The sequence below is a fragment of the Roseateles sp. Mitsp63 genome (assembly GCF_059491535.1).
In genome coordinates this window covers 5906884-5930686 of sequence record NZ_CP168509.1, presented here as the reverse complement: position 1 = coordinate 5930686, position 23803 = coordinate 5906884, and the positions used below count along the sequence as shown (strand labels likewise).

The 23803-nt window shown below is 71.9% G+C and carries 19 protein-coding genes and 1 riboswitch; of the genes, 6 read left to right on the top strand and 13 right to left on the bottom strand.

Features of this window, described 5'->3' with window-relative positions; translation table 11 throughout:
- Positions 1–10: 10 nt before the first annotated feature.
- The 9 genes from ACEN96_RS25700 to thiC all read right to left on the bottom strand — a co-directional run bounded on the left by ACEN96_RS25700 (position 11) and on the right by thiC (position 9634).
- A complete protein-coding gene (locus tag ACEN96_RS25700; RefSeq protein ID WP_495585850.1) occupies positions 11–1234 on the bottom strand; it encodes an HlyD family secretion protein in 1224 nt (407 codons plus the stop codon).
- A complete protein-coding gene (locus ACEN96_RS25695) occupies positions 1231–2919 on the bottom strand; it encodes an MFS transporter (RefSeq protein ID WP_495585849.1) in 1689 nt (562 codons plus the stop codon). The genes ACEN96_RS25700 and ACEN96_RS25695 overlap by 4 nt, the downstream gene beginning before the upstream one ends.
- A gap of 183 nt (positions 2920–3102) precedes the next feature.
- A complete protein-coding gene (locus ACEN96_RS25690) occupies positions 3103–3447 on the bottom strand; it encodes a type II toxin-antitoxin system ChpB family toxin (protein ID WP_495585848.1) in 345 nt (114 codons plus the stop codon).
- Positions 3441–3692: an AbrB/MazE/SpoVT family DNA-binding domain-containing protein gene (locus ACEN96_RS25685; protein ID WP_495585847.1), complete on the bottom strand. Its 252-nt coding sequence runs from the start codon at positions 3690–3692 to the stop codon at positions 3441–3443. The genes ACEN96_RS25690 and ACEN96_RS25685 overlap by 7 nt, the downstream gene beginning before the upstream one ends.
- A 280-nt stretch (positions 3693–3972) precedes the next feature.
- The gene (locus ACEN96_RS25680; protein WP_495585846.1) at positions 3973–5634 is read right to left on the bottom strand and encodes a bifunctional hydroxymethylpyrimidine kinase/phosphomethylpyrimidine kinase; all 1662 of its coding nucleotides are present in this window, start codon (positions 5632–5634) and stop codon (positions 3973–3975) included.
- Entirely contained in the window at positions 5631–6437 is an 807-nt protein-coding gene (locus ACEN96_RS25675; RefSeq protein WP_495585845.1) for a thiazole synthase, read from the bottom strand. The genes ACEN96_RS25680 and ACEN96_RS25675 overlap by 4 nt, the downstream gene beginning before the upstream one ends.
- Position 6438: 1 nt before the next feature.
- A complete protein-coding gene (gene thiS, locus ACEN96_RS25670; RefSeq protein ID WP_279757699.1) occupies positions 6439–6657 on the bottom strand; it encodes a sulfur carrier protein ThiS in 219 nt (72 codons plus the stop codon).
- Positions 6654–7730, bottom strand: coding sequence for an FAD-dependent oxidoreductase (locus ACEN96_RS25665; protein WP_495585844.1), 1077 nt, complete (start codon positions 7728–7730; stop codon positions 6654–6656). The genes thiS and ACEN96_RS25665 overlap by 4 nt, the downstream gene beginning before the upstream one ends.
- A gap of 5 nt (positions 7731–7735) precedes the next feature.
- Positions 7736–9634, bottom strand: coding sequence for a phosphomethylpyrimidine synthase ThiC (thiC, locus tag ACEN96_RS25660; RefSeq protein WP_495585843.1), 1899 nt, complete (start codon positions 9632–9634; stop codon positions 7736–7738).
- A gap of 147 nt (positions 9635–9781) precedes the next feature.
- Positions 9782–9927: riboswitch (TPP riboswitch) on the bottom strand.
- A 251-nt stretch (positions 9928–10178) separates the two neighbouring features.
- Between thiC and ACEN96_RS25655 the strand changes: the two genes are divergently transcribed.
- Positions 10179–11006 carry an energy transducer TonB gene (locus tag ACEN96_RS25655; RefSeq protein ID WP_495585842.1) on the top strand — a complete coding sequence of 276 codons (828 nt, stop codon included), beginning with the start codon at positions 10179–10181 and terminating at the stop codon, positions 11004–11006.
- A gap of 378 nt (positions 11007–11384) precedes the next feature.
- Positions 11385–12272, top strand: a complete 888-nt coding sequence (locus tag ACEN96_RS25650; protein ID WP_495585841.1) for a hypothetical protein — start codon at positions 11385–11387, stop codon at positions 12270–12272.
- A gap of 1 nt (position 12273) precedes the next feature.
- On the opposite strand, the gene ACEN96_RS25645 is transcribed toward ACEN96_RS25650, so the two are convergent.
- Complete coding sequence (locus ACEN96_RS25645) at positions 12274–13215, bottom strand: LysR family transcriptional regulator (RefSeq protein WP_495585840.1); 942 nt, start codon at positions 13213–13215, stop codon at positions 12274–12276.
- 165 nt (positions 13216–13380) lie between these two features.
- Here ACEN96_RS25645 and ACEN96_RS25640 point away from each other — a divergent pair, with 165 nt between their 5' ends.
- The 4 genes from ACEN96_RS25640 to ACEN96_RS25625 all read left to right on the top strand — a co-directional run bounded on the left by ACEN96_RS25640 (position 13381) and on the right by ACEN96_RS25625 (position 20142).
- On the top strand, positions 13381–15012 hold the full coding sequence (locus ACEN96_RS25640; protein WP_495585839.1) for a hypothetical protein: 1632 nt from the start codon (positions 13381–13383) through the stop codon (positions 15010–15012).
- Positions 15009–15635 (top strand): FMN-dependent NADH-azoreductase, encoded by a 627-nt coding sequence (locus ACEN96_RS25635; RefSeq protein WP_495585838.1) that lies wholly within the window; start codon positions 15009–15011, stop codon positions 15633–15635. The genes ACEN96_RS25640 and ACEN96_RS25635 overlap by 4 nt, the downstream gene beginning before the upstream one ends.
- A 141-nt stretch (positions 15636–15776) precedes the next feature.
- Complete coding sequence (locus ACEN96_RS25630) at positions 15777–16649, top strand: pirin family protein (RefSeq protein ID WP_495585837.1); 873 nt, start codon at positions 15777–15779, stop codon at positions 16647–16649.
- A gap of 157 nt (positions 16650–16806) precedes the next feature.
- Entirely contained in the window at positions 16807–20142 is a 3336-nt protein-coding gene (locus ACEN96_RS25625; RefSeq protein ID WP_495585836.1) for a hypothetical protein, read from the top strand.
- Here the strand turns inward: ACEN96_RS25625 and ACEN96_RS25620 are convergent.
- The 3 genes from ACEN96_RS25620 to ACEN96_RS25610 are packed head-to-tail and all read right to left on the bottom strand — an operon-like array spanning position 20126 to position 23717.
- Positions 20126–21064 carry a pirin family protein gene (locus ACEN96_RS25620; protein ID WP_495585835.1) on the bottom strand — a complete coding sequence of 313 codons (939 nt, stop codon included), beginning with the start codon at positions 21062–21064 and terminating at the stop codon, positions 20126–20128. The two genes, ACEN96_RS25625 and ACEN96_RS25620, sit on opposite strands and share 17 nt — an antisense overlap.
- A complete protein-coding gene (gene cueR, locus ACEN96_RS25615; protein ID WP_495585834.1) occupies positions 21061–21486 on the bottom strand; it encodes a Cu(I)-responsive transcriptional regulator in 426 nt (141 codons plus the stop codon). The genes ACEN96_RS25620 and cueR overlap by 4 nt, the downstream gene beginning before the upstream one ends.
- Entirely contained in the window at positions 21483–23717 is a 2235-nt protein-coding gene (locus ACEN96_RS25610; RefSeq protein ID WP_495585833.1) for a heavy metal translocating P-type ATPase, read from the bottom strand. Before ACEN96_RS25610 ends, cueR begins: the two co-directional genes overlap by 4 nt.
- Between the last annotated feature and the right edge of the window lie 86 nt (positions 23718–23803).

The following is a 23803-nucleotide window of genomic DNA, read 5'->3' as shown; positions in this document are numbered from 1 at the left end:
ATCGCCCGTTTCATCGCGACGCTCCCGACGCCGAGGTCTCCACCGTCACCACGACTGACATCCCCGGCCTCAGGCGCTCGGAGCCCGCCTGGTCGGCGTCCAGCGCGATCCGCACCGGCAGCCGCTGCACGACCTTGGTGAAGTTGCCGGTCGCGTTGTCGGCCTTGAGCACCGCGAACTCCGAGCCGGTCGCCGGCGCGATCTGCTGCACGTGGCCGCTGAAGCGCACGCCCTTGAGCGCGTCGGCGCGCAGGCTCGCCGGCTGCCCGACCTGCATGCGGCCGGTCTGCGTCTCCTTGAAGTTCGCGACGATCCAGAACTGCCGGGGTACCAGGAAGAGCAGCTGCGATCCCGCGCTGACGTACTGGCCCAGCCGCACCGAGACCTCGCTGACCTGACCGTCCGCCGGCGCGCGGATGACGGTGTTGGACAGGTTGATGCGCGCGGTCGCGAGCTGCGCGTCCGCCGCCTGCACCTGCGCTTGCAGGCCGCCGCGGCTGACGCGCGTGGCCTTGATGCGTTCCTCGCCGATGCGGATGTCGGCGCGGGCCTTCTCGACGTTGGCGGCGGCGAGCCGGTTGCTGGCGCGCACGCGGTCGCGCTCGTTCAGCGACACCGAGCCTCGGCCGGCGAGGTCCTCGACCCGCGCCAGCTCCGCGTTCGAACGCGCCAGCTCGCCCTGCGCGGAGGCGAGCGTCGCGTGCGAGGCCGCCAGCGTGGCCTGGTTCTGCGCCTGGGTCTGATCGAAGTTGTCGAACTGCGCCGCGGCGTTGGCGCGCTGCGCCTCGGCCTGCGCGACCGAGGCGGCATAGAGGCGGTCGTCGATGCGCACCAGCGGCTGACCGGCTTTCACCTGCTCGAAGTCCTTGACCAGCACCTCGACGACGTAGCCGTTGACCTGCGGCGACAGCACCGTCACCGCGCCGCGGACATAGGCGTTGTCGGTGGTCTCATTGCTGGTGTCGAAGGGGCCGAGCTCCCACGCCCGCATCACCAGCGTCACGCCGACCAGCGCGACCACGGCCATCGCGACGATCGCCGTCGCCGAGGCCTTCAGGTACTTGGGCGGCGGCGGCGCGAGCGGGGGCGCCGGCGATGGGGTCGGCGCCGGGGGCGGCAAGGGGCTGGTCGCAGCCTTGGCCGCGCCTTCGCCATCGGCGGGCAGCGGCAGGTCGGCGCCCGCCGTGCTCGCGGCGGAGGGAGCCAGGTCGGGAGGAGTCGGCGCGTTGCTCATGGTCGTGCGGGCGGGGGCTGGGCCGGGGTGGACGGGAGGGCCGCGCGGCGCTCGGCGAGCCGCTTGCTCAGCGCCGTGCGGCCGAACAGCGCGAGCAGCCACAGCAGGAAGCCGATCGCGGTGACGGCGCTGAACATGAAGACGTCGTTGTAGGCGCGGACGTTGGACTCGCGCCGGGCGACGGCCGCGAGCTGCGCCGCGCCCTGGGCCGAACGCAGCACCGGATCGCCGATGACGGTGCCGAGCGCGGCGGACTGCTGCGCCAGCCGCGCCGCCACCCTCGGGTCGGTGCGGTCCATCGCCGCGACCAGCGAGGCGGAGAACTCGTGCTCGCGGTGGAGCTGGTAGGTGTTCAGCACGGCGGAGCCGACCAGGCCGCCCATCGTCTGCGTGACCGAGAACATCACCGAGAAGGTGACCATGTAGGCGGGGCCGTTCTTCAGCGCCTGGCCGATGCCGATCAGCATCAGCGGGCCCATGAACATGCCGGCGCCGACGGACAGCAGGAACTGGCTGAGATAGAAATCCTGCGGCCGGTCCAGGCTGGTGCGATGGTGGTCCATCAAGCCGGCGATCGCGAAGAGCGCGATGGACAGGAGGATCTGCGGGACCATCGTCTTCGGCGTGAAGCTCAGCGAGCAGGCCAGGATGCCGATCACCATGCCGGCGAGCACGACCGCGAAGAGCGGCTGGAGCTGGTCGGGGCCCATGCCCTGCGCGCGCAGGAAGCTGACGGCGCCGACCGACTGCTCGGCGGTCAGGAAGCGCAGGATCATGCCGCCGATGACGAAGCGCAGCGTCGCGCCGTTGGCGAACCAGCGGGTCTGCAGCAGCGGATTGACGCGGTGGTGCTCGACGAAGACGGCGGCCAGGATCAGGAGCAGCGCGCCGATCAGCAGCCAGCCGAGCCAGCGCGCGTCGAACCACCAGTGCAGGTAGCCCTGCACCAGCACGGCGCAGATCATCGCGACGGCGGGGGCCATCAGGAGGAAGGTCAGGAAGTCCAGCGGCTCGAAGACCTTGATCTGCACGCCGGGCGGCAGCTTGAGGACGACGACGGCGGCGAAGCTGCACAGCGCCAGGCCCGCTTCGAACAGGTAGAGGTTGTGCCAGGAGCCGCCGCCCTGGTCGAGCAGCGCGGGCGACACGACCCAGGCGAGCGGCGCGGCGAGCTGGCCGATGCCGACGCCGATCACCATCATCTTGCCGGTGTGGGTGCGGGGCATGCTCTGCAGCATGTAGAGCAGGCACAGCGTGGAGCAGGCGGCGCCGGCCAGGCCGCTGGCGGCGCGGACGATGAGCGTGGTGGCGAAGCTGCCGACGGCCAGGTGCAGCAGCGTGAGCACGGCATAGACGCCGAGGCCGACTTCCGCGAACCAGCGCATGCCGAACTGCTGCCGGCACTTGAAGACGAGCAGGTTGGCGGTGACGTTGACCATCACGTAGGCGGCGGAGATCCACGCGCCTTCGGACGGCGTGAGGCCAAGCTGGCCTTGCAGGACGGGCAGGTTGGCGGAGACCAGGCCGTTGCCGAGCGCGCCGGTGATGCCCACGAGCACGGCCACGAGCGCATAGGCGGCGCGCCGCCATGGCGGGTGCCAGGGCATGGAGGGCGAGCCCGGCATGCTGGGCTTCTCATGCTCCTGCCAGTCGGGAACCGGCGTCAGGTACTGAGGCGTGGCCACGGCGGTCGCTGTTCCTGTTGATCCTCGCAGGATGAGCCCGCGGGGACGCGTCAAGGTTCAGGAGTTGCACCGATGGCCGCCGGATGGGCCGGCGGTCGTCGGGTGCGGGATCGGGCCATTATTCAGCAGTGGAAGGAGCGGATGCCCATCGCATGAGGGGGTCTGTGCGCCCCAGTCCTTGAATCAGTTCAGCAGCGCTGCCAGTCGGGCCAGCGCGTCGTCGAGCACTTCCTTCGGAGCCTGCTCAATGCGTCGCGCCTTGCGTGCGCCAAGGTCCAGCATCCGGATCTTGTTGACAAGTGCCGCGCCCTGAGTCCGGCATCCCGATCCGGTCAGCGAAACGGCAAAGCCGGCGAAGCGCGAAAAGTCTCCCCCTTGTGTGATGGGCGCCACCAGCACATCGCCGAGCTGGTTGAACTCCTTCGAGGTGAGAACGAGTGCTGGACGGTCACCCCGCTGTTCATGCCCCAACGCTGGATCGAAAGGCACGGCGACGATGTCGCCGCGATCGAAGACCTTCTTCACCATGCCTCACCGCCTTCCGGCTTCATGGCGTCCCAGTCGACGATGTCGGCGGGCGGGGGCGCCGCGAGATCACACTGGGCGATCAGTGCCGCGAGCGTGTACTTTCGCTTGGGCGTCAGGACGATGCGGCGGTCCGCCGTCGTTTCGAGGGTCAGCGTATGGCCCGCGGCCAGTCCCAGGTCTCGCAGCACGGGCGGCGGGACGATCAAGGCGGTACTGTTTCCCATTTTCTTCAACACCACTTCCATGACCGCAACCTCCAGCGACGAACAAGGTTCGATCTTATGCTGGCGGTCTCGGATGTAAAACAAAGTTGTACAACCGTTGCAACGCCGGACGACCATTGGAGGCGGTCGACGGGTGATCGCACGGCGTGCATCGAGCGAGCCCCGATGTTCAAGCGTGTGCCATCGCGGGGAAATCGCACGGAAGGTGGGGTTGAGGAGGGAGTCCGTCTCCCTCACAAAGGGGGAGAAAGCGTCAGGCTGACAGGCTGGAGTCAACGGCCGCGAGCCAGCGCAACCATCGTCATCGCAGGCGCCCATTCGCCACCATCTCCTCCGCCGCGCGCACCAGGCACATCGCGGACGCGCCCGCGGCGAGGCCGGCGCGCCATTGGCGGTCCTCGAGCACGCCGCCGATGCCCACCACCGGCGTGCCCGCCATCCGCGACCACCAGCGCAGTTGCGCCAGCCCCTGCGGCAGCCAGGGCATGTCCTTCGTCGTCGTGGACCACAGCGGGCCGCAGGCGATGTAGTCCGGCGCCACGCCGCGCGCCCGGCACAGCTCCCACAGGCTGTGGCTCGAGAGGCCCAGCCGCACGCCGTGGCGCGCGCGCCGCTGCTGCAACTCATCGCGCCCCGCGCTCCCCAGCGCCGCCCAGTCCTCCTGCCCGAGGTGCAGCGCCCGCGCCCCTTCATCGAGCGCCAGGCGCCAGTGATCGTTGATCCACAGCGTCGACGAGCGTCCCGCCATGTCCCGCACCGCCTCGCGGATCGCGGCCCGCAGCGTCTCTTCATCGACGTCCGGTCCGCGCTTGATCCTCAGCTGCAGATGCTCGAACTGACCGCCGACCGCGATCGCCGCGATGCGCTCCGGCCGCTCGGTGATCGCGTACAGCCCCGTCGCGAAAGGCGCCGGGCGCCGCGCCGACGGCCACAGCATCTCGCGCCAGCGCGTCAGCGTCGCGCGCCCGGGCGCCGTCTCGTCGTCGAAGCCCATCACCGGCATCGCGCGCGGGTCTTCGACGAAGCGGCGGTCCGGCCGCAGCGGTCCCGGCCCCGCGCCCGCCGCGTGTCCATCGCGCAGCGCCGACCAGGTCAGCATCTTCGCCAGGATCACGGCGTCCGGGATGGCGAAGCCGCGCGCCATCGCCGCCGCCGCGGCCGTCGCGAAGGTGCAGCCGCTGCCGTGGTGATGCGCTGGCGCGCCGTCGCGGCCGGACAGCCGCGGCAGCGCGATCCATCCCGCCGCCAGCGGGCTGTCGAGCCAGTCGAGCGACAGGCCGTCGGCCAGTGCGGCGTCATCGCCGCCGGTGATCACCACGGCCCGCGCGCCCAGCCCGCGCAGCATCGCGGCCAGTTCCGGCACCGGCAGCTGGCCGGCCGGCACGCCGAGCAGCCGCTCGGCCTCGCGCCGGTTCGGCGTGATCAGCGCGGCTTGAGGGATCAGTTGATGGCGATAGGCGCCGAGCAGCGTGTCGTCGCAGAACGCGGCGCCGCCGGCGCTCGCGCCCAGCACCGGATCGACCACGAGCAGCGCCTCGCCCCGCTGCGCGAGCAGCGCGTCGACCGTGGCGGCGCTCGCCAGCAGGCCGGTCTTCACGACCCGGGGCGGCATGTCCTGGCGCAGCGCGCTCAGCTGCGCGCGCACCTGGTGCGCCGGCAACGGGAACACCGCGCTCACCCCCAGCGAGTGCTGGGCCGTGACCGCCGCGACCACCGGGCACAGGTGCACGCCCATCGCCGCGGCGGCGCGCGTGTCGGCGCTCAGGCCGGCGCCGCCGCCGCTGTCGGTCCCGGCGACGCTCCAGATCACCGGCGGCTCGGGATCGTCGGTCCAGGGCCTCAGCGTCGCGGCATCCGGATCGACCGCCGGCGCCCACGGCGACGGCAGGCTGGGATGCGGCACCAAAGGGGAGGGCAGCGCGCCGCCTGCCGAGGATTCCCGGCGGTTCTCGCGCTCGCTCATGCGTCCCCCAGCAGGAAGGCGTGGCCGCTGACCGGCGTGCTGGCGACGGCGAACGACTGCGCCGCCATCAGGCCGGCGCGGAAGGCCTGCCGCCCCGCGCGCACCGCGCCGCGGAACGCGCCGGCCATCGCGACCGGATCGGCCGCCTGCGCGACCGCGCTGTTCAGCAGCACCGCGTCGAAGCCCAGCTCCATCGCCCGCGCCGCCTGCGAGGGCGCGCCCAGTCCCGCGTCGATGACCAGCACCGTATCCGGCAGCCGCTCGCGCAGCGTGCGCAGGCCATGCAGGTTCAGCAGGCCCTGGCCGGAGCCGATCGGCGCGCCCCAGGGCATCAGCAGCGGGCAGCCCGCGTCGAGCAGCCGGCGGCCGAGGATCAGGTCCTCGGTGCAGTACGGGAAGACGACGAAGCCCTCGCGCGCCAGCTCGGTCGCGGCAGCGACGAGCTCGAAGGGATCGGGCTGCAGCGTGTGGTCATCGCCGATGACCTCGAGCTTGATCCACGCGGTGCCGTAAAGCTCGCGCGCCATGTGGGCGAGCTGCACCGCCTCGCGGGCGCTGCGGCAGCCCGCCGTGTTGGGCAGCAGCCGCGCGCCCTGCCCGCGCCCGGCGGCCAGCGCCTGCGCGAGCGCGCCGTTGTCGCCGGCCTGCAGCGTGCGCTTCAGGCCGACCGTCAGCACCTGCGATGACGACGCGCGGATCGCGTCGCACAGCACCGCCGGGCTCGGATAGCCGGCCGTGCCCAGGAAGAAGCGGCTGTCGAGCGCGACGCCGTCGATCAGCAGCGGATCGGATCCATGCGTCATCTCAGCCCCCGACGATCGGTTGGAAGAACAGCACGACGTCACCGTCGCTCAGCGCCGTCGCGGGACGCGCGTCGCGGGGCACGAAGCGGCCATTGAGCGCCGTCGCGACGGCGGCCGGCTCACGCCGCTCCTGTTCCAGCAGTTGCGCGAGCGTGGCGCCGGCGGGCAGCGCCACGGCGCGGTCGTCGAGCCGCACGGTGATCGGGGGCAGGGCGGTCATGGGGAGGTCTCCAGGGAATCGATGACGCGGGCGCGCTCGCCGGTGAGCGCGACCAGATCGGCCAGTCCGGCCTCGCCGAGCAGCCGCTCGACCAGCGCGGGCGCCAGCAGCCAGCCGTGGCGGTACAGGCCATTGAGCCGCAGCAGGCCGGGTTCGTGATGGGTGAAGGGCAGGTTGTCGGGCAGGGCCGGGCGCAGGTGGCGATCCAGGCGCAGGATGCGCGCCTCGGACAGCGCCGGCAGCACGCTCTGCGCCGCGGCCATCAGCTCGACCGCCGAGCGCAGCGACATGGGACTGCGGTCCTCGCTCTCGATCTCGCTGGCGCCGACGACGATGTCCTCGCCGGACCGCGGAACGAGGTAGACGCGATGGCGCGGATGCAGCAGCCGCGCGGGACGACGCAAGCCGTGGCCAGGCAGCGACAGCGTGACGATCTCGCCCCGTACGCCGCGCAGCGGCAGCGGCGGCCGCGCGCCGAGGCCGCGCGCATCGATCGCCCACTCGCCGCGCCACCGCGCGCCATCGGCGAAATGGAGCTCGCCCGGCAGCACCTGGTCGACCGGCCGCGCCCAGTGCCAGCGCGCCTCGGCCGCGCCGGCGTGCAACGCGGCCATCGCGGCGGGCGGTGCGATCAGGCCTTCGCGCGGCAGCAGCCAGCCGCGCAGACCCGGCGCGAGCATCGGCTCGTGCGCGCGCAGGGCCTGGGCATCGAGGGGCTCCGCGCCCGGCATGCGCATCAGCGCGCGCTGCGCGGCGCCCAGGTCGGCGCGATGCGCCAGCAGCAGGCTCCCGTTCGACTGCAGCGGCACGGGCCGCGGCAGCGCGGCCACGATGCCGGGCCACAGCGCCAGCGAGCGCCATCCCAGCGCGGCGATCGCGGCGCCGCCCTGTTCCTGCTCCGCGAGCGGGCTCAGCATGCCGGCCGCGCTGAACGCGGCGGCGCCGTGCGCGTCGAAGGCGGGCTCCGGACCCGGCGACGCGTCGAAGACCTCGACGCGATGCCCGGCGCGCCCGAGCGCCCAGGCGAGCAGCCGCCCGGCGAGCCCCGCGCCGGCGATGGCGATCGCGGCCATCGCGCTCAGTCCTGGCGGATCGGGATGTAGAGCTCGGCGCCGCCGGCGCGGAACTCCGCGCTCTTCTCGCGCATGCCGGCCTCCAGCTGCGCGCTGTACTCGCGCACGTCCTGCGTGATCTTCATCGAGCAGAACTTGGGCCCGCACATCGAGCAGAAGTGCGCCACCTTCGCGCTGTCCTTGGGCAGGGTCTCGTCGTGGAACTCGCGCGCCGTCTCCGGATCCAGGCCCAGGTTGAACTGGTCCTCCCAGCGGAACTCGAAGCGCGCCTTGGACAGCGCGTCGTCGCGCGCGCGGGCGGCCGGATGGCCCTTGGCGATGTCGGCCGCGTGCGCCGCGATCCTGTAGGCCATCAGCCCCTGCTTGACGTCGTCGCGGTCGGGCAGGCCCAGGTGCTCCTTCGGCGTCACGTAGCAGAGCATCGCGCAGCCGAACCAGCCGATCATCGCGGCGCCGATGCCGCTGGTGATGTGGTCGTAGCCGGGCGCGATGTCCGTCGTCAGCGGGCCAAGCGTGTAGAAGGGCGCCTCGTCGCAGTGCTTGAGCTGCTCGGTCATGTTGGCCTGGATCATGTGCATCGGCACGTGGCCCGGGCCTTCGATCATGGTCTGCACGTCGTGCTTCCACGCGATCTTCGTCAGCTCGCCCAGCGTGCGCAGCTCGGCGAACTGGGCCTCGTCGTTCGCGTCCGCCAGCGAGCCCGGCCGCAGTCCGTCGCCCAGCGAGAAGCTGACGTCGTAGGCCTTCATGATGTCGCAGATCTCCTCGAAGTGCGTGTAGAGGAAGTTCTCGCGGTGATGCGCGATGCACCACTTCGCCAGGATCGAGCCGCCGCGCGACACGATGCCGGTGCGGCGCTTGACCGTCATCGGCACGAAGGGCAGCCGCACGCCGGCATGGATGGTGAAGTAGTCGACACCCTGTTCGGCCTGCTCGATCAGCGTGTCGCGGAAGAGCGCCCAGGTGAGGTCCTCGGCCACGCCGCCGACCTTCTCCAGCGCCTGGTAGATCGGCACGGTGCCGATGGGCACGGGGCTGTTGCGCAGGATCCAGTCGCGGGTGGTGTGGATGTTGCGGCCGGTCGAGAGGTCCATCACCGTGTCCGCGCCCCAGCGCGTGGCCCAGACCAGCTTCTCGACCTCCTCCTCGATGCCCGAGCTCACCGCCGAGTTGCCGATGTTGGCGTTGACCTTGACCAGGAAGTTGCGCCCGATCGCCATCGGCTCGAGTTCCGGATGGTTGATGTTGGCCGGGATGATGGCGCGGCCGCGCGCGACCTCGTCGCGGACGAACTCCGGCGTGATGACCGCGGGGATCGCGGCGCCCAGGCCCTGGCCGGCCAGGCGCTGCTCGCGCTCGGTGTCGGCGAGGTACTCGGCCATCCACTGGCGGCGGCCGTTCTCGCGGATGGCGACGTACTCCATCTCCGCCGTCACGATGCCGCGGCGCGCGTAGTGCATCTGCGTGACGTTGGCGCCGGACTTCGCGCGCCGCGGCGTGCGGTTCAGCGCCGCGGTCTGCGCGCGCAGCGCCTGCTGCAGCGCGGCCTCGCGCAGGCCGTCGTCGAAGAGCTGGATCGGGCGGCCGGTGTAGGGCTCGGTATCGCCGCGGGTCTCGATCCAGGCGGCGCGCGTGGCCGGCAGGCCGCGGCGCACGTCGGTGGTCACCGCCGGGTCGGTGTAGGGGCCCGAGGTGTCGTAGACGGCGATGCGCTCGCCGTTGGTCAGCGCGATCTCGCGCAGCGGCACGCGCAGCCCGGGATGCAGCGCGCCGGCCTCATGCGTCTTGGCCGAAGCCGGCAGCGGCGCGCGGCTGGCGGCCAGGCGGTCGTGGAACTCGGCGGCCGCGTCGGTGGCCGCCTCGGCGCGCGTGTCGGGGAGGGAACTCGGGGTCAGATCAAGCATCGGTGTCTCCGGTTGGGCGCCGGAGGCTGGACCGAGGCGGTCGTGAGGCGTGCGGAACAGGGCCCCTCGCGAGGGCGGCGCACCGGTACGGCCTGGGGCCGCGGGGATCGGCGCGGCGCGGGGTGCGCGGGAGTCGCCGGGGGTGCGCCACGAAGGGCGGGCTCTTCTTACGCCGGTACGAACCGGATCAAGTTCAGCGGGTCCATGGCTTCATCGCCATGTCTCAGCCCGTGCCGGCCGATGCGCGCGTCGCCGCGTGCATCGCCTGGCCCAGGGCTCCCCGGAGCAGGCGCGCAGTATAGGCCCGGCCGCGCGCGGTCCCGCCGGATCGTGAATTCGTCGACGCGGCGCGGCCGCCGGCCCGCCGTTACACCGTTCTTGCGGGCAAACCCCGAGTCACTGTCCCGCACACGACTTCTTACACTGCGGCGCTCATGCTGGGCGTGAAAGAGCCAGCAGCCATAAGAGCCACGAGAGCCGCGAGAGGCAGACAAGACCGGCGTCCCCAGGACGAGAGCAGCAGCGCAATCGAGAGGGTGGAGTGATGAGCAGCCGAAGTTTCCTGAGCGTGCGGCGTCGAGGCCTGGCGCTGTGCCAGGTCTTGAGCTTGTCCTTGGCCGCGATGGCGGCCGCGCAGGCGCAGACCGCGCCGGCGGCGCCCGCCGCAGCGGCCGATCCCAAGGCTCAGCTGAGCGATGTCGAGCGCGCCAAGCGCGATGCCGACAAGGTTTTCCAGTGGATCAAGTTCCACGCCGAGAAGGGCGAGAAGAAGGCCGCCGACAAGCCGCACGAGGCCAAGGCCGAGGTGGTGAAGACGGTGGCGAGGCCGGCGCCGGCCGCCACCGCGCCGGCGATGATCCCGGCGCGCCGCCAGGAGCTGGATTCCGCCGCCGAGCGCGCGCTCGCGGCCCGCGGCGACGCCGGTGCCGCGATGCAGACGGTGGCGGCCACGGCGCCGTCGCCGGCCCCGATGGCGCAGACCGTCGCGCCCGCCGCGCCCGCGCCGCAGCCGCTGTCCGAGGCGCCATCGCCGCAGGTGGTGGCGATCGCGGCGCCGTCGACCTCGGCGCCCGCGGGCAAGGGCACGCCGCCCGAGCCGGAGACGGCCGAGCCCGACGAGCCCGTGCCGCTGAAGCTGGTGCGCCGCGTCGATCCCGAGTACCCGCGCGGGTTGCTGTCGCAGCAGCGCCAGGGTTCGGTGATGGTGCAGTTCATCGTCCGTCCGGACGGCACGGTGGATGCGGCGCAGGCGCTGCGCTCGCCGGATCGCAAGCTGAGCGCGGCGGCGCTCACCGCCGTCAAGCAGTGGCGCTTCGAGCCCATTCCCGCGCCTCGCCAGGTCAGCGTGGAGATCGGGTTCCAGGTCGAGTAGCGGACGGTTTCGGGTGACGGAACCCGCTGCCTGATGGGTGAACTGAAGGGGTTTCCGCCTTTCGGAGATCCCGATGCTGCCTTCAAGCCCAGCGCGTTCGCCCTCGCCCGACACACGGTTCGAATTTCCTGTGAAGGCCCTGGCCGCGCGTGCGGCCGACCTCGAGGACTCACCAGCGAACCCTTGAACGCATTGCGGAGCACCAACGCTGCTTGTTGATGTTCATGCAAAGGGATTGCCATGTGCACAGGGTCCAGCTCCCCGATCTCGGGGTCGAGCGCTCACCCCGCGAACGTAAGTGATGAATGGGCTCAGCGGCTGAGTGCCGTCGGTGGATCGAAGGAGATCGCCGAATCCATCGCGCAGACGCAGGGCCTCGTGGCGGAGTTGGAGTCGCTACTCCGTGTCGATCCGTCTTGGGACAGGCTCCGCGAGGCCTTCGCCGAGTTCTTTGAGCGCTGCACGACCATCGAGCAGGAGAAGGTGGCGGTGCCGCTGCAGTTCCTGTGTCGGGGCAAGCCGTTGCTCGCCGAGCTGTGCAAGACGTTGAGGGACGACCAATGCTCGACGGCGCCGGGCCGTGTGATTCGATCGCTCGAAGCGCGTCTGATGACCAACGGCGGGCAGTCGCCTGATCCGGCTGTGGCCCTGAAAGAGGCCCTGCAGGCCGCCAAGGAGGCGCCTCAGCTCGAACTGTCTCAGCACTTCCGGACGCTTGGTTCGCTGCTGTCCAGCGAGATGGCCAAGACCGGCAAGGAGCGCCTTTCGTTCGACAAGCTGAAGGACGAACTCTCGCGCCCGACCCAGGATCCCTCCGACATGCGGGTGCAGATGCTGGGTGCCGGCCGGCGGATGATGGCGGAGCTTTGCCAGCGGCTTGCGGTGCCCGGCTGCGAGAGCGCGCGAAGTGTGGCTTGGGAGTACCTGCGCAAAGGTGTCGTGGCAGGGCGATCCGATGCCGTGCCGCTCATCACCGCGATTGGTCAGGCACTGACCATGGTCACCGTCATGCAGGCCTCCCAAGCCACGCCGCGAGAAGGTGCAGAGCCGGTCAAGGAGAAGCTTGAGGCCTGGGTGGCGCGACACCCGGTCCTCCAACGAGACGCCCGCGATGTGGCGGGCGGTCTGCTGATATACCTCGGCCGCGAGATCGCCATCAATGGTGACGTGGTGGAGGACACCGCATACGACGCATCGAACGCGGGAGTGCCCATCATCAACGAGGCGTATCGGGTGATCACCACGCCATCGCCGCGGCTGTCTTGAATCACATCCCGTACATCGCAGCCTGATCGAAGGGCCCGAGTTCCTCGGCCATCGCGTCGAGGAACAGCCGCGTGCGCAGCGGCATCAGGCGCCGCTGCGGGAACACCGCCCAGCAGGTCGAGGGCTCCGCGCACCAGGCCGGCAGCACGCGCACCAGCTCGCCGCTGTCGATGAAGCGCTGCGCGTACTGGTTGCCGACCCAGGTGATGCCCAGCCCCGCGCGCGCCATGTGCAGCAGCATGTCCGGCGCGTTGACCAGCGTGCGGCGCTCGGGCACGCCGGTCCACTCGTGGCGCTGGTCCGCCTGTCCGTCGACGATGCCGAACAGCCGCCATGGCAGCGCCTCCCCGGCGCGGCTCAGGATCATCAGCCCATGCATGCTGAGCAGCCCCTCCGGCAACTGCGGCTCGCCGTGCCGGGCCAGGTAATCGGGCGACGCATACAGGCCGCTGCTGAACATCGCCAGCCGCCGCGCCGCGAGCTGGCTGTCCGGCGGCAGCTGACCCATCCGCACCGCGATGTCGAAACCCTCCGCGATCAGGTCGACGCGGCGCGGCGAGAGGTCCAGTTCCAGCTGCACCTCGGGGTAGTCGCCGACGAAGCGGCTCAGCATCGGCGTCAGCATCTGGTGCGCGAAGTCGGCCGGCATCGACACCCGCAGCCGCCCCGTGGGCCGTTGCTGCCGGTGCAGCGCCAGCGCCAGCGCGCCATCCACCTCGCCGGCCAGCACCCGCGCATGCTCCAGCACGCCCTGGCCGAAGTCGGTCAGCGTCAGCCGCCGCGTGCTGCGCTGGAGCAGCTTCTCGCCCAGCCGCTCCTCCAGCGCCGCGATCCGGCGCGACACCGTCGATTTCGGCAACTGCAGCCGCTCCGCGGCGCGGCTGAAGCTGCCGCTCTCGATCACGCGGGCAAAGACCAGCAGGTCGTCGGCGTCGAGGCTCATCGGTATCGGTCCTGATTGTTCGTTGAATAAGGGGAATCTTAGCGACGGCGCCCAGCATTGATGCTGATGTGGGAACAACAGAGCGAGGAGCCGGACTGAAGCGCCCTTCGCGCCGGGCCCGACGCTCCGGGATCCGGTTTCGCATGTCCCGCACCGGAGAGCCGCTTGTTCCGCATCCCCAGTCTTCCCCCCTCGGTCATCGATGGCCATGACCCGTCCGAGCGCCTTGACCGCCCCGAAGTGCCGCAGGTTGTCCACCGCGCTCCGCGGGACTCGGCCAGCGGGGCGCCGCTGATCGAGATCGGGCCGGTCGGCGCGATCCTGACGCGCATCGGGCCGAACCGTCTGGAGCAGCTCCAGAAGCGGGTTGCCGGCCATCTTGCCGGCCTGATCCAGTACGTGCCCGAGACCGCCCCCCACGTGCGCGATTGCCTGAAGAGATGGCGCCTTCGGTATGAGGGGCCGGTCGATCGCGGCGCCCTGAATGAGCACGATGCGCTGATGCTCGATGGCGGTTGTCGCATCCTGAAGCGGCTTCTCTGTAACCTGGACACGCTCAAGTCCGATCAGAGCGCCGTGCTTCTCAAAGGCTACGAGGCGCGGTTCCAGTCCGAATTCAGATCCGAATCCAAATCACGGGCGGTGGGATCGGAATTTGGCATCGTCCTGACGCTCGCCCATCTGATGGTCGACACGGAACGTGCCGTGTCGGGGGTGGAAGGGAACCCCCGGTGGAACGAGCGAGTCGCCCGTCTCTCGCCATGGATCGGGCCGCCCGCCGCCATTCCCACCGGGGCCGTCGAGGCAAGACTGAAATACCTGGGTCTGGGAGCCCCGAAGCCACCCACCGAATTGCAGGATCGCCGGTCGATCGAGTTCGATCCCAAGGACGCGATCCACATGAACGCGCACTGGAAGATCTGTCTCAGGGGCAATCCTGATCCCGAGGACGAGCCGCTGCTGACGGACATCGGCAACGCAGACCTTGCCCGCGCGCTGGACGGATTACTGGCGTGCTGCCACGGCCTCGGCGGGGTCGAATCGCGACCCCTGAACGTCTTCGCAGACCGATGGTTGGGGAGATTGCGCACGGGCGAGGAGGACGATCCAGTGGCCCGCCTGCAGACCCTCGGCGTGGTGGCCATGCGGGACGCCGCCCAGCGCCTGGGCAGGCCGCAGACCGACAGCATTGGCAACCGCCAGGAGAAGTGCGACCTGCTGGCCCAGCTCCTCCATGAACTGGCCCTGAGCGCCGATCCCGTGGCCACGCTCAGCCACTTCGTCCCCTATGAGGTGCCGACCGATCCGCGAATGGCACGCGGGGAGCATTTCGACGCGGTGCGCCGTGTCGTCATCGACCGCAGCATCAGGAAGGCCGCATCGCTGCCCCCCGAGACGCTGGCCTCCCCGGAGCTGAACCTGCGGATCAGCAAGCAGCGCGGCATTCTGCAGCAGCGCCTGGGCGTTCCTGCCGCCCCCGCCGATCCGCCGCCAGAAGACTGCGGGCTGTTCGACGCCTCGCCCAAGTCGCTGGCCCGTTTGAACCACCGGATCTGCGGGACCGTGAACTGGCGAGCCAGGAAGCTCAACGCCGCGATGCTGGAGACGGCGGCGGCAAGGGCCCATCCCGCTGCCCCCCGCCCGGAGCCCGCCCCCTCCGCGCCCCACTGTTCCTCTGGCGGAACAAACTTATCCGTTGCGGCGTCTTCTGGTGCTGTCAAGCGATCAATACAGTTCTCTCCATCCCATCACACCTTGGCTGCCGCAGCCAAAAAAGCCCGGAGAAACGCACCATGAACATCCTCCAGATCAATTCCAGCGCCCGTCGTCTGCACGAAGGTCAGGGCTCGGTCTCGACGCTGCTGGCCAACGAGGTCGTGCAGCAGCTGGTCGAGCGCAACCCGGGCGCCAAGACCGTCGTGCACGACCTGGCCGTGCGTCCGCTGCCGGCCATGGACGAGGCCACCCTCGGCGCGCTGTTCACGCCGGCCGACGCCCGCAGCCAGGCCCAGGCCGACCGCGTGGCCTTCAACGACCAGTTGATCGCCGAGCTGCAGGCCGCCGACGTGGTCGTGCTGACCGCGCCGATGATCAACTTCGGCGTGTCCTCGCAGCTGAAGAACTGGATCGACGCGGTCGCCCGCGCCGGCGTCACCTTCCGCTACGGCGCCAACGGCCCCGAAGGCCTGGTCACCGGCAAGCGCGTGATCGTCGTCAGCTCGCGCGGCGGCGTCCACCGCGGCCAGCCGTCCGACAACGTCGTCCCCTACCTGCAGGTGACGCTGGGCTTCCTGGGCATGAACGACGTGAAGTTCGTGCTCGCCGAAGGCCTCAACATGGGCGAGGAAGCCGCGGCCAAGGGCCTGGCGACCGCCCGCGAGGAAATCGCCGCGCTGTTCGGCGAAGCCCAGCCGGCCTGAACGACCGGGCGCGCCCGCCACGGGGCATGGGGGATCCCTCCTGGACCCCCAAGCCCCATGCCGGGCCGGCGGCACTCGCTGCCGGCTGAACGGTTCGAGCCCATCGGGTTCGAGTTCGATGAAGAAGGAAAGGACTCCACCATGACCGCCGCGACCCCTGTCTCCACCATCACGACGCCCCGCCAGGTCGAGCGCCTGGTGCAAGGGCAGGCCACGCGCGACGGCGCCGGCGTCAAGCTGACGCGGGTGCTGACCCGCGACCTGCAGCGGCGGCTGGATCCCTTCCTGATGCTGGATGCCTTCGGCACCGACAACGCCGACGACTACATCGCCGGCTTCCCCGATCACCCGCACCGCGGCTTCGAGACCGTGACCTACATGCTCGAGGGGCGCATGCGCCATCGCGACTCGGCCGGCCATGAAGGCCTGCTCGGCCCGGGCGGCGTGCAATGGATGACCGCGGGCCGCGGCGTGATCCATTCGGAACTGCCCGAGCAGCAGGAAGGCCGCATGGAAGGCTTCCAGCTCTGGCTGAACCTGCCGGGCCGCGACAAGATGCGCGACCCCTGGTACCGGGACATCGCCAGCGCCGAGATCCCGGAGCTCGAATCGCCCGGCGCCACGGTGCGCGTCATCGCCGGCGGCAGCCATGGCGTGGCCGGCGCGGTCCAGCGCGAGGCGACGCAGCCGCTCTACCTCGACGTGCGGCTGGCACCGGGCGCGAGCTTCGAGCAGGCGATCCCGTCGACGCACAACGCCTTCCTCTACGTGTATCGCGGGGCGCTGCGCTTCGACACCGGCTGCCTGGTGCCCACCGGCCGGATGGCGATCCTGGCCAACACGCCGGGCTCGGACGGCGTGCGGCTGACCGCGTCGGAGGAAGGCGCCCGCGTCATCCTGATCGCCGGCCAGCCGTTGGGCGAGCCGATCGCGCAGTACGGCCCGTTCGTGATGAACACCGAGGGCGAGTTGCTGCAGGCGGTGCGCGACTTCCAGGCCGGCAAGTTCGCCTGAGGCCGGCCGCCGCGCGAGGCGCGGCTGGCCACGGCCTGGACGCGCCGCGCGGCGGCCTGGATCGGCGCCCGCGCCGGCGCCGGTCCACCGACGAGCGCCAGCGCGCGGGGCCCGCGGCGGCCCGACACAGGCGGTCTCCAAAGCCGAGACCGCCGCCATGCCCCACCTGTTCCATCGCTCCACCCGCGATCCGCTGCCCGCCGCCGAAGACGCTTTCGACGGCCACTTCGGGTTCTCCGCGGAGCTGTCGGCCGAGCCGGCTCGCGATGAGACGTCCGATGCCGTCGACGCGGCCCGCGGCGCCGTGTCGCTGGACAGCGCCTGCGCCCAGCTGATGGCGCGTGCGGCCGAGCTCCTTCACGTCAACGACCAGTTGAGCGTGGCCTCGGTCTTCGCCGACCTTCCTTCCGGCCTGGGCCGTGTGAATCCCTTCCTGGCCGGCGATCCGCATTACTTCGCCTACCTCCAGGGCGACGGCGCTCGGCTGTTGTCACGGCTGGCGGCCGCGCTGGCCGATCCGCGGCTGCCGGTCGAGGACCGCCGCGAGCAGCTGATCGAGGTGGCCGACGCGCTCAAGGCCTGCCTGGGCGGCTTCGTCCACACGCTGACGGAGGCGGTGCGGCGGCTCGACGTCGCGCGTGGCGGCGCGGTCGCGGCGGCGCTGCGCGCGCGAGACGGCCTGAGGGACGAGGCCATCGACCGTTTCGTGCGGCGCACCGTGGGCCGCGATCCGATGCAGCCGCATCCGCTGAGGACCCACCACGCGCATTTCGCGAACGCCTTGATCCAGCGCCTGGCCTTGCCGCTGCGCGACTCGCGGCCGACCGACATCTTCATGGATGCGCGTGTATGGACCGGCAGTCTCGAAAGGGAGGCCGCCACGATCCTGTCCAAGGAGGCGTCGCCAGCGCGCACCGCCCGGCGGATGGCCGAGACGGGCCTGGTCGACCTGCGCCGCTGCCTGCGTGAGCACGGCATCGACGCCGACCGCATGGCGCTGAGGGACCCATGGGAAGTCGAGACGGTCCATGCGGCGCACCGCCAGCTCGAGGACGCGATCGGCCCGGTGCCGCAGCGGGTCTTGCTCGAGGCCTTCCCCGATCCGGAGTCGGCCGGCGATGAGCTCTGGCGGCTCACGCCCGATGCCGGGCGGGTGGCCGCCGGGATCCTGGCGCACCTCGCGGCGCTTGGCGCGTTGACGGCGCCGCCGGCACCCCCCGCGCCGGTCGCGGCCTGGCTCTCGGACGATGGCCGCCGGCTCGAGTTGATGGACCTGGCCGGCGCCTTCTGCTGGATGCGCGAGGACGGCGACGACCACGCGACGCGGCGCGTGTCGATGGCGGATCTTCGCGTGCTCGACGACCTCGAGAGCCGCGGCGGCCGCGCGATCGCGCCCATCGGCCTGGCGCCGGGCCAGCGCGAGGCCATCGCGAGCGCCGCGCTGGCCGACGCGACCGATGCCGAATGGACCTGGCTGCCGCCGCGCTGGCTGGTGAACGATGAACTGGCGTCGCGCTGGTGGCGCCGGATGCCGGCCGAGGCGATGGCGCTCTGGTGGCGCCGCCACCCGCCCTGCCGCTGGCCGGGGGAGTGTCGCGCGCCGCTGGGCGCGGCGGCCGATCAGGCCGGTGATTGGCCGCGCCTGCGACAGATCGTGTCCCACTGCGGGACGGCGGCCGCGGCGATGTCGTTCTTGCGCCGGGTCGACGGTGGCTCGGCCCTGGCCGGCGCGCTGCGGGACGGGCACGCGGCGCGCCTCTCCTGCTGGCTGGAGGTGCTGTGGCGCGCCTTGCCGGCCATGGGCAGCCGCGGCCGTTTCACCCTGCTGGCGGGCAAGAACGAGCAGGGGCATCCGGCCTTGATCGACGCCATGCGCGCCAGGCCCGCGCGCGCCGACGCCGCGGACGCGCTGGCCGTCTGGCTCGACGCGGTGGAAGGGCTTTGCCGCCGAGGGCTGTTGACCGTCGGCCAGTACCGCCGCCTGGTGCTCGGACAGATGAACGACGAGCAGTTCTCGCCGGCCGGAGACGCGCTCGAAGCGGGCCGCCACGACCTGCTGTCCGTCTATCTGCAAGCGCTGCGGAAGGCCCGCGACGAAGGCCTGTTCCACGCGCCGTGGATGATCGAAGTGTTCCGCGCGGCGGGGCAGGGCGGCTCGGTGCATGGGCAAGGGCTTGGCCGGGCGATGGACCGCGGCGATGCGGCGACGGCGGGCGTCTGGCTGCAGGCGCTGCTGGAGGCCTTGAGACAGCGCGTCATCGGGCGGGCGCTCTGGGTCGAGCTGATGCGGGGCGGTCCCCTGGGGCCGCCGGCGTACGTGCGCGCGATGGCCGGCGGGCATGTCCGGGCGCAGCGGGCCTTCCTCGACGCGTTGCGGCAGGCGGTCGCCGAGCGCCTGATCCCGCGGTCGCTGGCCTTGTCGCTCCTGCTCGCCGACGGCGATGCCCACGGTCCCACCGAGGCCGTGCGGCGGGGACATCAGGCCGTGCTCGAGGCGCATCTCGCCGCGGAGAGCGAGCTGGTGCCGGCTCGCCAGCTGGAACGGATGAGCCTGCTGGAACGGATGGGGGTGCTGGAACGGACCGGCCTGCGGCGCGGCTGGATCCATGCGGGCTTCCATCTTGCGATCGGGACGGCGATGGCATGCGGCAACATCGCCGCGCTCCGGCAACTGCTCGACGCCGTGGAGCAACTGCCGGCCACCCTGTCCGATGGCCTGATGACCCGCGTCTTCGCCGGCGCGCCCGGCCAGATGCCGGGCATGAGGGCGGCGGTGATCGCCGGGCATCAGGGGGCCGTGCTCGAGTGGCTGCGCGGGGTGACCGAGGCCAGCCGCGCCGGCCGGCTGTCGCCGGCGGCGCTCTGCCGGCTGTTGCGCGCGGAAGTCGGAGGTCCCGGCGAGAGCGCGCTCCACGAGGCCGTGCGCCACTCCACGGGGGCCACGCGGATGCTGGCCAGCGGCCTGGTCTCACTGACACGCGACCGGCTGAACTCGCGCCGGCTGCTGTCGCTGATGGGATGCCGGCGCGCGGGCACGGTCGAATCGCCCCTGACCCTGGCGTTGATCGGCGCGTCGGGGATGGACCCGCCGTGGGTCACGGCGGTCCGCGCGCTGACCGATGTGTGGCATCACGCCTGCGCGAGCGGCTGGCTCGAGCCGCGGCATCTCGAGCGTCTGCTGTCGATGCGGATGCGCGACGGCCGGCAGGGGCTGGCGCTGGTGGCGGACCGCCTCGGGGCCGCCAGCCGGCGTGGCGTGGCCGAGTACGTGCACGCCGTCGTCCGCGCGGTGCATGCGAGATACGTGACGGCCGGGACCGCGGCCGGCTGGCTGTCGCGCGGTCTGCCCGAGCGGCCCGGCGCGCCACCGCTGGCCGATTGGGTCGAGCAGGGACTGATGGCCGCCGAGCAGGCCGGCCTGCTCTCGGCGGTGGAGGCCTTCGTGCTGCGCGGCGCGCGCGCCGGAGCGGCCGCGGCTAGCGCGGCGTCTTGAGCGGCGGCACCACCGGCGCGAGCAGCCGCGGGCCGTCGAAGCCGTGCACCGCGCCGAAGCGGCCGCCGTCCTCGCGGCTGTTCCATTCCTCCGCCCAGGCCTGCATCTCCTCGCGCGAGCGGCCGACGAAATTCCAGAACAGCAGCACCGGCTCGCCGAAGGGCGGACCGCCCAGCAGCAGCGCGCGGCTCTTGCCGCCGCCCGACAGCAGCTTCAGCGAGCGCGCGCCCGGCGCGATGGCGAGCAGTTCGCCGGGCCGGCTCATGCCGGTGGACTCGCCGTCCAGCGTCACCGACAACTCGCCCTCCAGCACCATCAGCCCGTATTCGTGATCCGGATGCAGCGGGATCGCCGCCTCGGCCGCGCGGGTGGCGCTCAGGTCCACGCCCAGCAGCGGCGTGTGGCTGGGCACCGGCGAGCGGTGGCCGCCGAACTCGCCCACCAGCAGCATCGTGTCGAAGCCGCCGGTCGCGAAGGCCGGCAGCGCGGGGAAATGCTCGAAGGCGGGGTCGCGATGGCGCACCGCGTCCGGCAGCGCGATCCAGAGCTGCGCGAGCTGCAGCCGGTCCGACTGCGATTCCTCGGTGTGGCTGATGCCGCGCCCCGCCGTCATCAGATTCACCTGGCCCGGACGCAGCATCTGCTCGGAGCCCAGGCTGTCGCGATGCAGCACCTCGCCCTCGATCATCCAGCTGAAGGTCTGCAGCCCGGTGTGCGGATGCGGACCGACGCGCATCGCGGTGCCGGGCGAGAGGTCGGCCGGACCGGCGTGATCGAGGAAGCACCACGCGCCGATCATGCGGCGCTTGGGCGTCGGCACGGCGCGCCGGATGGGCAGGCCGCCGACGTCGCCGAGGTGCGCCGCGATGCGCTCCCAGCGGGCGGGCAGGGGATCGGCCGCGAGGCCAGGAATGTCGCTCATGGGGAGGCTCCTTGCGAGAGGTCGTCGAGGATGGGGCAGTCGGGGCGGTCGTCACCGTGGCAGCAGTGCGCCAGCTCGGCCAGCGCGCGGCGCATCGCCTGCATCTCGGCCAGGCGGCGATCCAGGTCGGCGATGTGCTGCTCGGCGATGCGCTTGACCTGGCCGCTGGCGCGGCGGCGGTTCTGCCAGAGCTTGAGCAGCTCGGCGATCTCCGCCATCGAGAAGCCCAGGTCGCGCGCGCGGCGGATGAAGCGCAGCGTGTGCACCTCGCGCTCGCCGTAGAGGCGGTAGCCGGACTCGGTGCGCGCCACCGGCGGCAGCAGACCCAGCGACTCGTAATGGCGCAGCATCTTCGGCGACACGCCGGAGCGTTGCGCGGCCTGGCCGATCGTCAGCGGGGCGTCCGGGATCGAGGCGGTCATCGCGCATGTCCTTTCCAGCGCTTGAGCAGCAGCGCGTTGCCCAGCACCGACACGCTGGACACCGCCATCGCGGCGCCGGCGATCACCGGGCTCAGCAGGCCCAGCGCCGCCAGCGGCACGCCCAGCAGGTTGTAGATGAAGGCCCAGAACAGGTTCTGGCGGATCTTGGCGACCGTGGCGCGCGACAGCGCGATCGCGTCCGCGACCAGGCGAGGATCGCCGCGCATCAGCGTGATGCCGGCCGCCTCCATCGCGACGTCGGTGCCGCCGCCCATCGCCATGCCGACGTCGGCAGCGGCCAGCGCCGGCGCGTCGTTGATGCCGTCGCCGACCATGGCGACCGGCGTGCCGCCCGCGCGCAACCCGGCGACGATGCGGGCCTTGTCCTCGGGCAGCAGCTCGCCGCGGACCTCGTCGATGCCCAGCGCCGCGCCGGCCGCGGCCGCCGCGGCGGCGTTGTCGCCGCTGAGCATCAGCGTGCGCAGCCCCATCGCCTTCAGGTCCCCGATCGCGGCGGCCGACGCCGCCTTGTTGCGATCGCCGAAGGCCAGCATCGCCAGCAGCGCCGGGGCGTCCGGCCCATCGCCCGCCGCCAGCCACGACAGCGTGCGGCCCTGCGCCAGCGCCGCGTCGGCCTGCGCCTTCAGCGGCGACAGGTCGACGCCCAGTTCCGTCATCCAGCGGCCGCTGCCCAGCATCAGCGCGCGGGACTGGACGCGGCCGCTCAGGCCGCGGCCGGCCACGGCGCGGACCTCGGTCGCGGTGGCCGTGGGCAACGCGCGTCCGGCGGCGGCGTCGCGCACCGCGCGCGCCAGCGGATGCTCGCTGCCGGCCTGCAGCGCCGCCGCGAGCGCGAGCGCTTGCGCCTCCTCCTGGCCCGGCGCGGCGGCGAAGGCGGTCAGCCGCGGCTTGCCTTCGGTCAGCGTGCCGGTCTTGTCGAACACCACCAGCTCCACGCGGCGCGCCTGCTCCAGCGCCTGCGCGTCCTTGATCAGCAGCCCGCGGCGCGCGGCCACGCCGGTGCCCACCATGATCGCGGCCGGCGTGGCCAGGCCCAGCGCGCAGGGGCAGGCGATCACCAGCACCGCGACGGCGTGGATCAGCGCGCGCTCCCAGTCGCCCGTGGACACGCCCCAGGCCAGCAGCGTGACCGCGGCGATGACCAGCACCGCCGGCACGAAGACCGCGCTCACGCGGTCCACCAGCCGCTGGATCGGCGCCTTGTGCGCCTGCGCCGATTCGACCAGCCGCACGATGCGCGACAGCGTCGACTCCGCGCCCAGCGCCGTGACCTCCACCAGCAGCAGGCCCTCGCCATTGACCGCGCCGCCGATGACGCGGTCGCCTTCGGCCTTGTCGACCGGCAGGCTCTCGCCGCTGATCAACGATTCATCGACGTGGCTGTGGCCCTCGCGGACGCGTCCGTCGGCGGGAATGCGCTCGCCGGGGCGCACCACCATCAGGTCCTTGAGCTGGAGCTGGGCGATCGGCACGTCGATGTCGGCCGCCGCGCCGGCCGCGCCGGCCGAACCCCGACGCACGCGCGCGTGCTCGGGCCGGAGCTCCTTGAGCGCGGCGATCGCGCTCAGCGTCTGGCGTTTGGCGCGGCCCTCCAGCCATTTGCCGAGCAGCACCAGCGTGATGACGGCCGCGGCCGATTCGAAATAGAGCGCGTCGGCCGCGGCCCCCTGGCGCAGCAGCTCGTAGACGCTGAGCCCGTAGGCGGCGCTGGTGCCCAGCGCGACCAGCAGGTCCATGTTGCCGCTGCGGTCCTTCAGCGCGGCCCAGCCGGCGCGGTAGAAACGCGCGCCCAGCCAGAACTGCACCGGCGTCGCGAGCGCGAGCTGCCACGCGCCGCCGATCATCCAGTGCGCGCCCCAGAGCATCGCCACCATCGGCGCGATCAGCGGCAGCGTGAGCAGCGCGGCGATGGCCACCGGCCAGCCGGTGGCGCTCCACGCCACGTCGGCGGGCGCCAGCCCGGTGTCGTCGACGATCGCGCGGGCCTCGTAGCCGGCCTTGCCGATGGCGGCGACCAGCGCGTCCGCGGCCACGCCCGGCTGGGCGCGCACCGTGGCGGTCTCGGCGGCGAGGTTGACCTCGGCGCCTTCGACGCCGGGGACCTTGCGCAGCGCGCGCTCGACGCGGTTGACGCAGCTCGCGCAGGTCATGCCGGAGACGGCGAACTGCAGTTCGCCGGACGGAGCAGGGGCGGTGGTGGCGGTGTTCATGGCGACAGTCTCAAGCTTGCCATGATGGGAAGGTCAACACCATACACCCGAGGGGAGAGGGGATGGGAGAGGGGCTTGACCCTGCC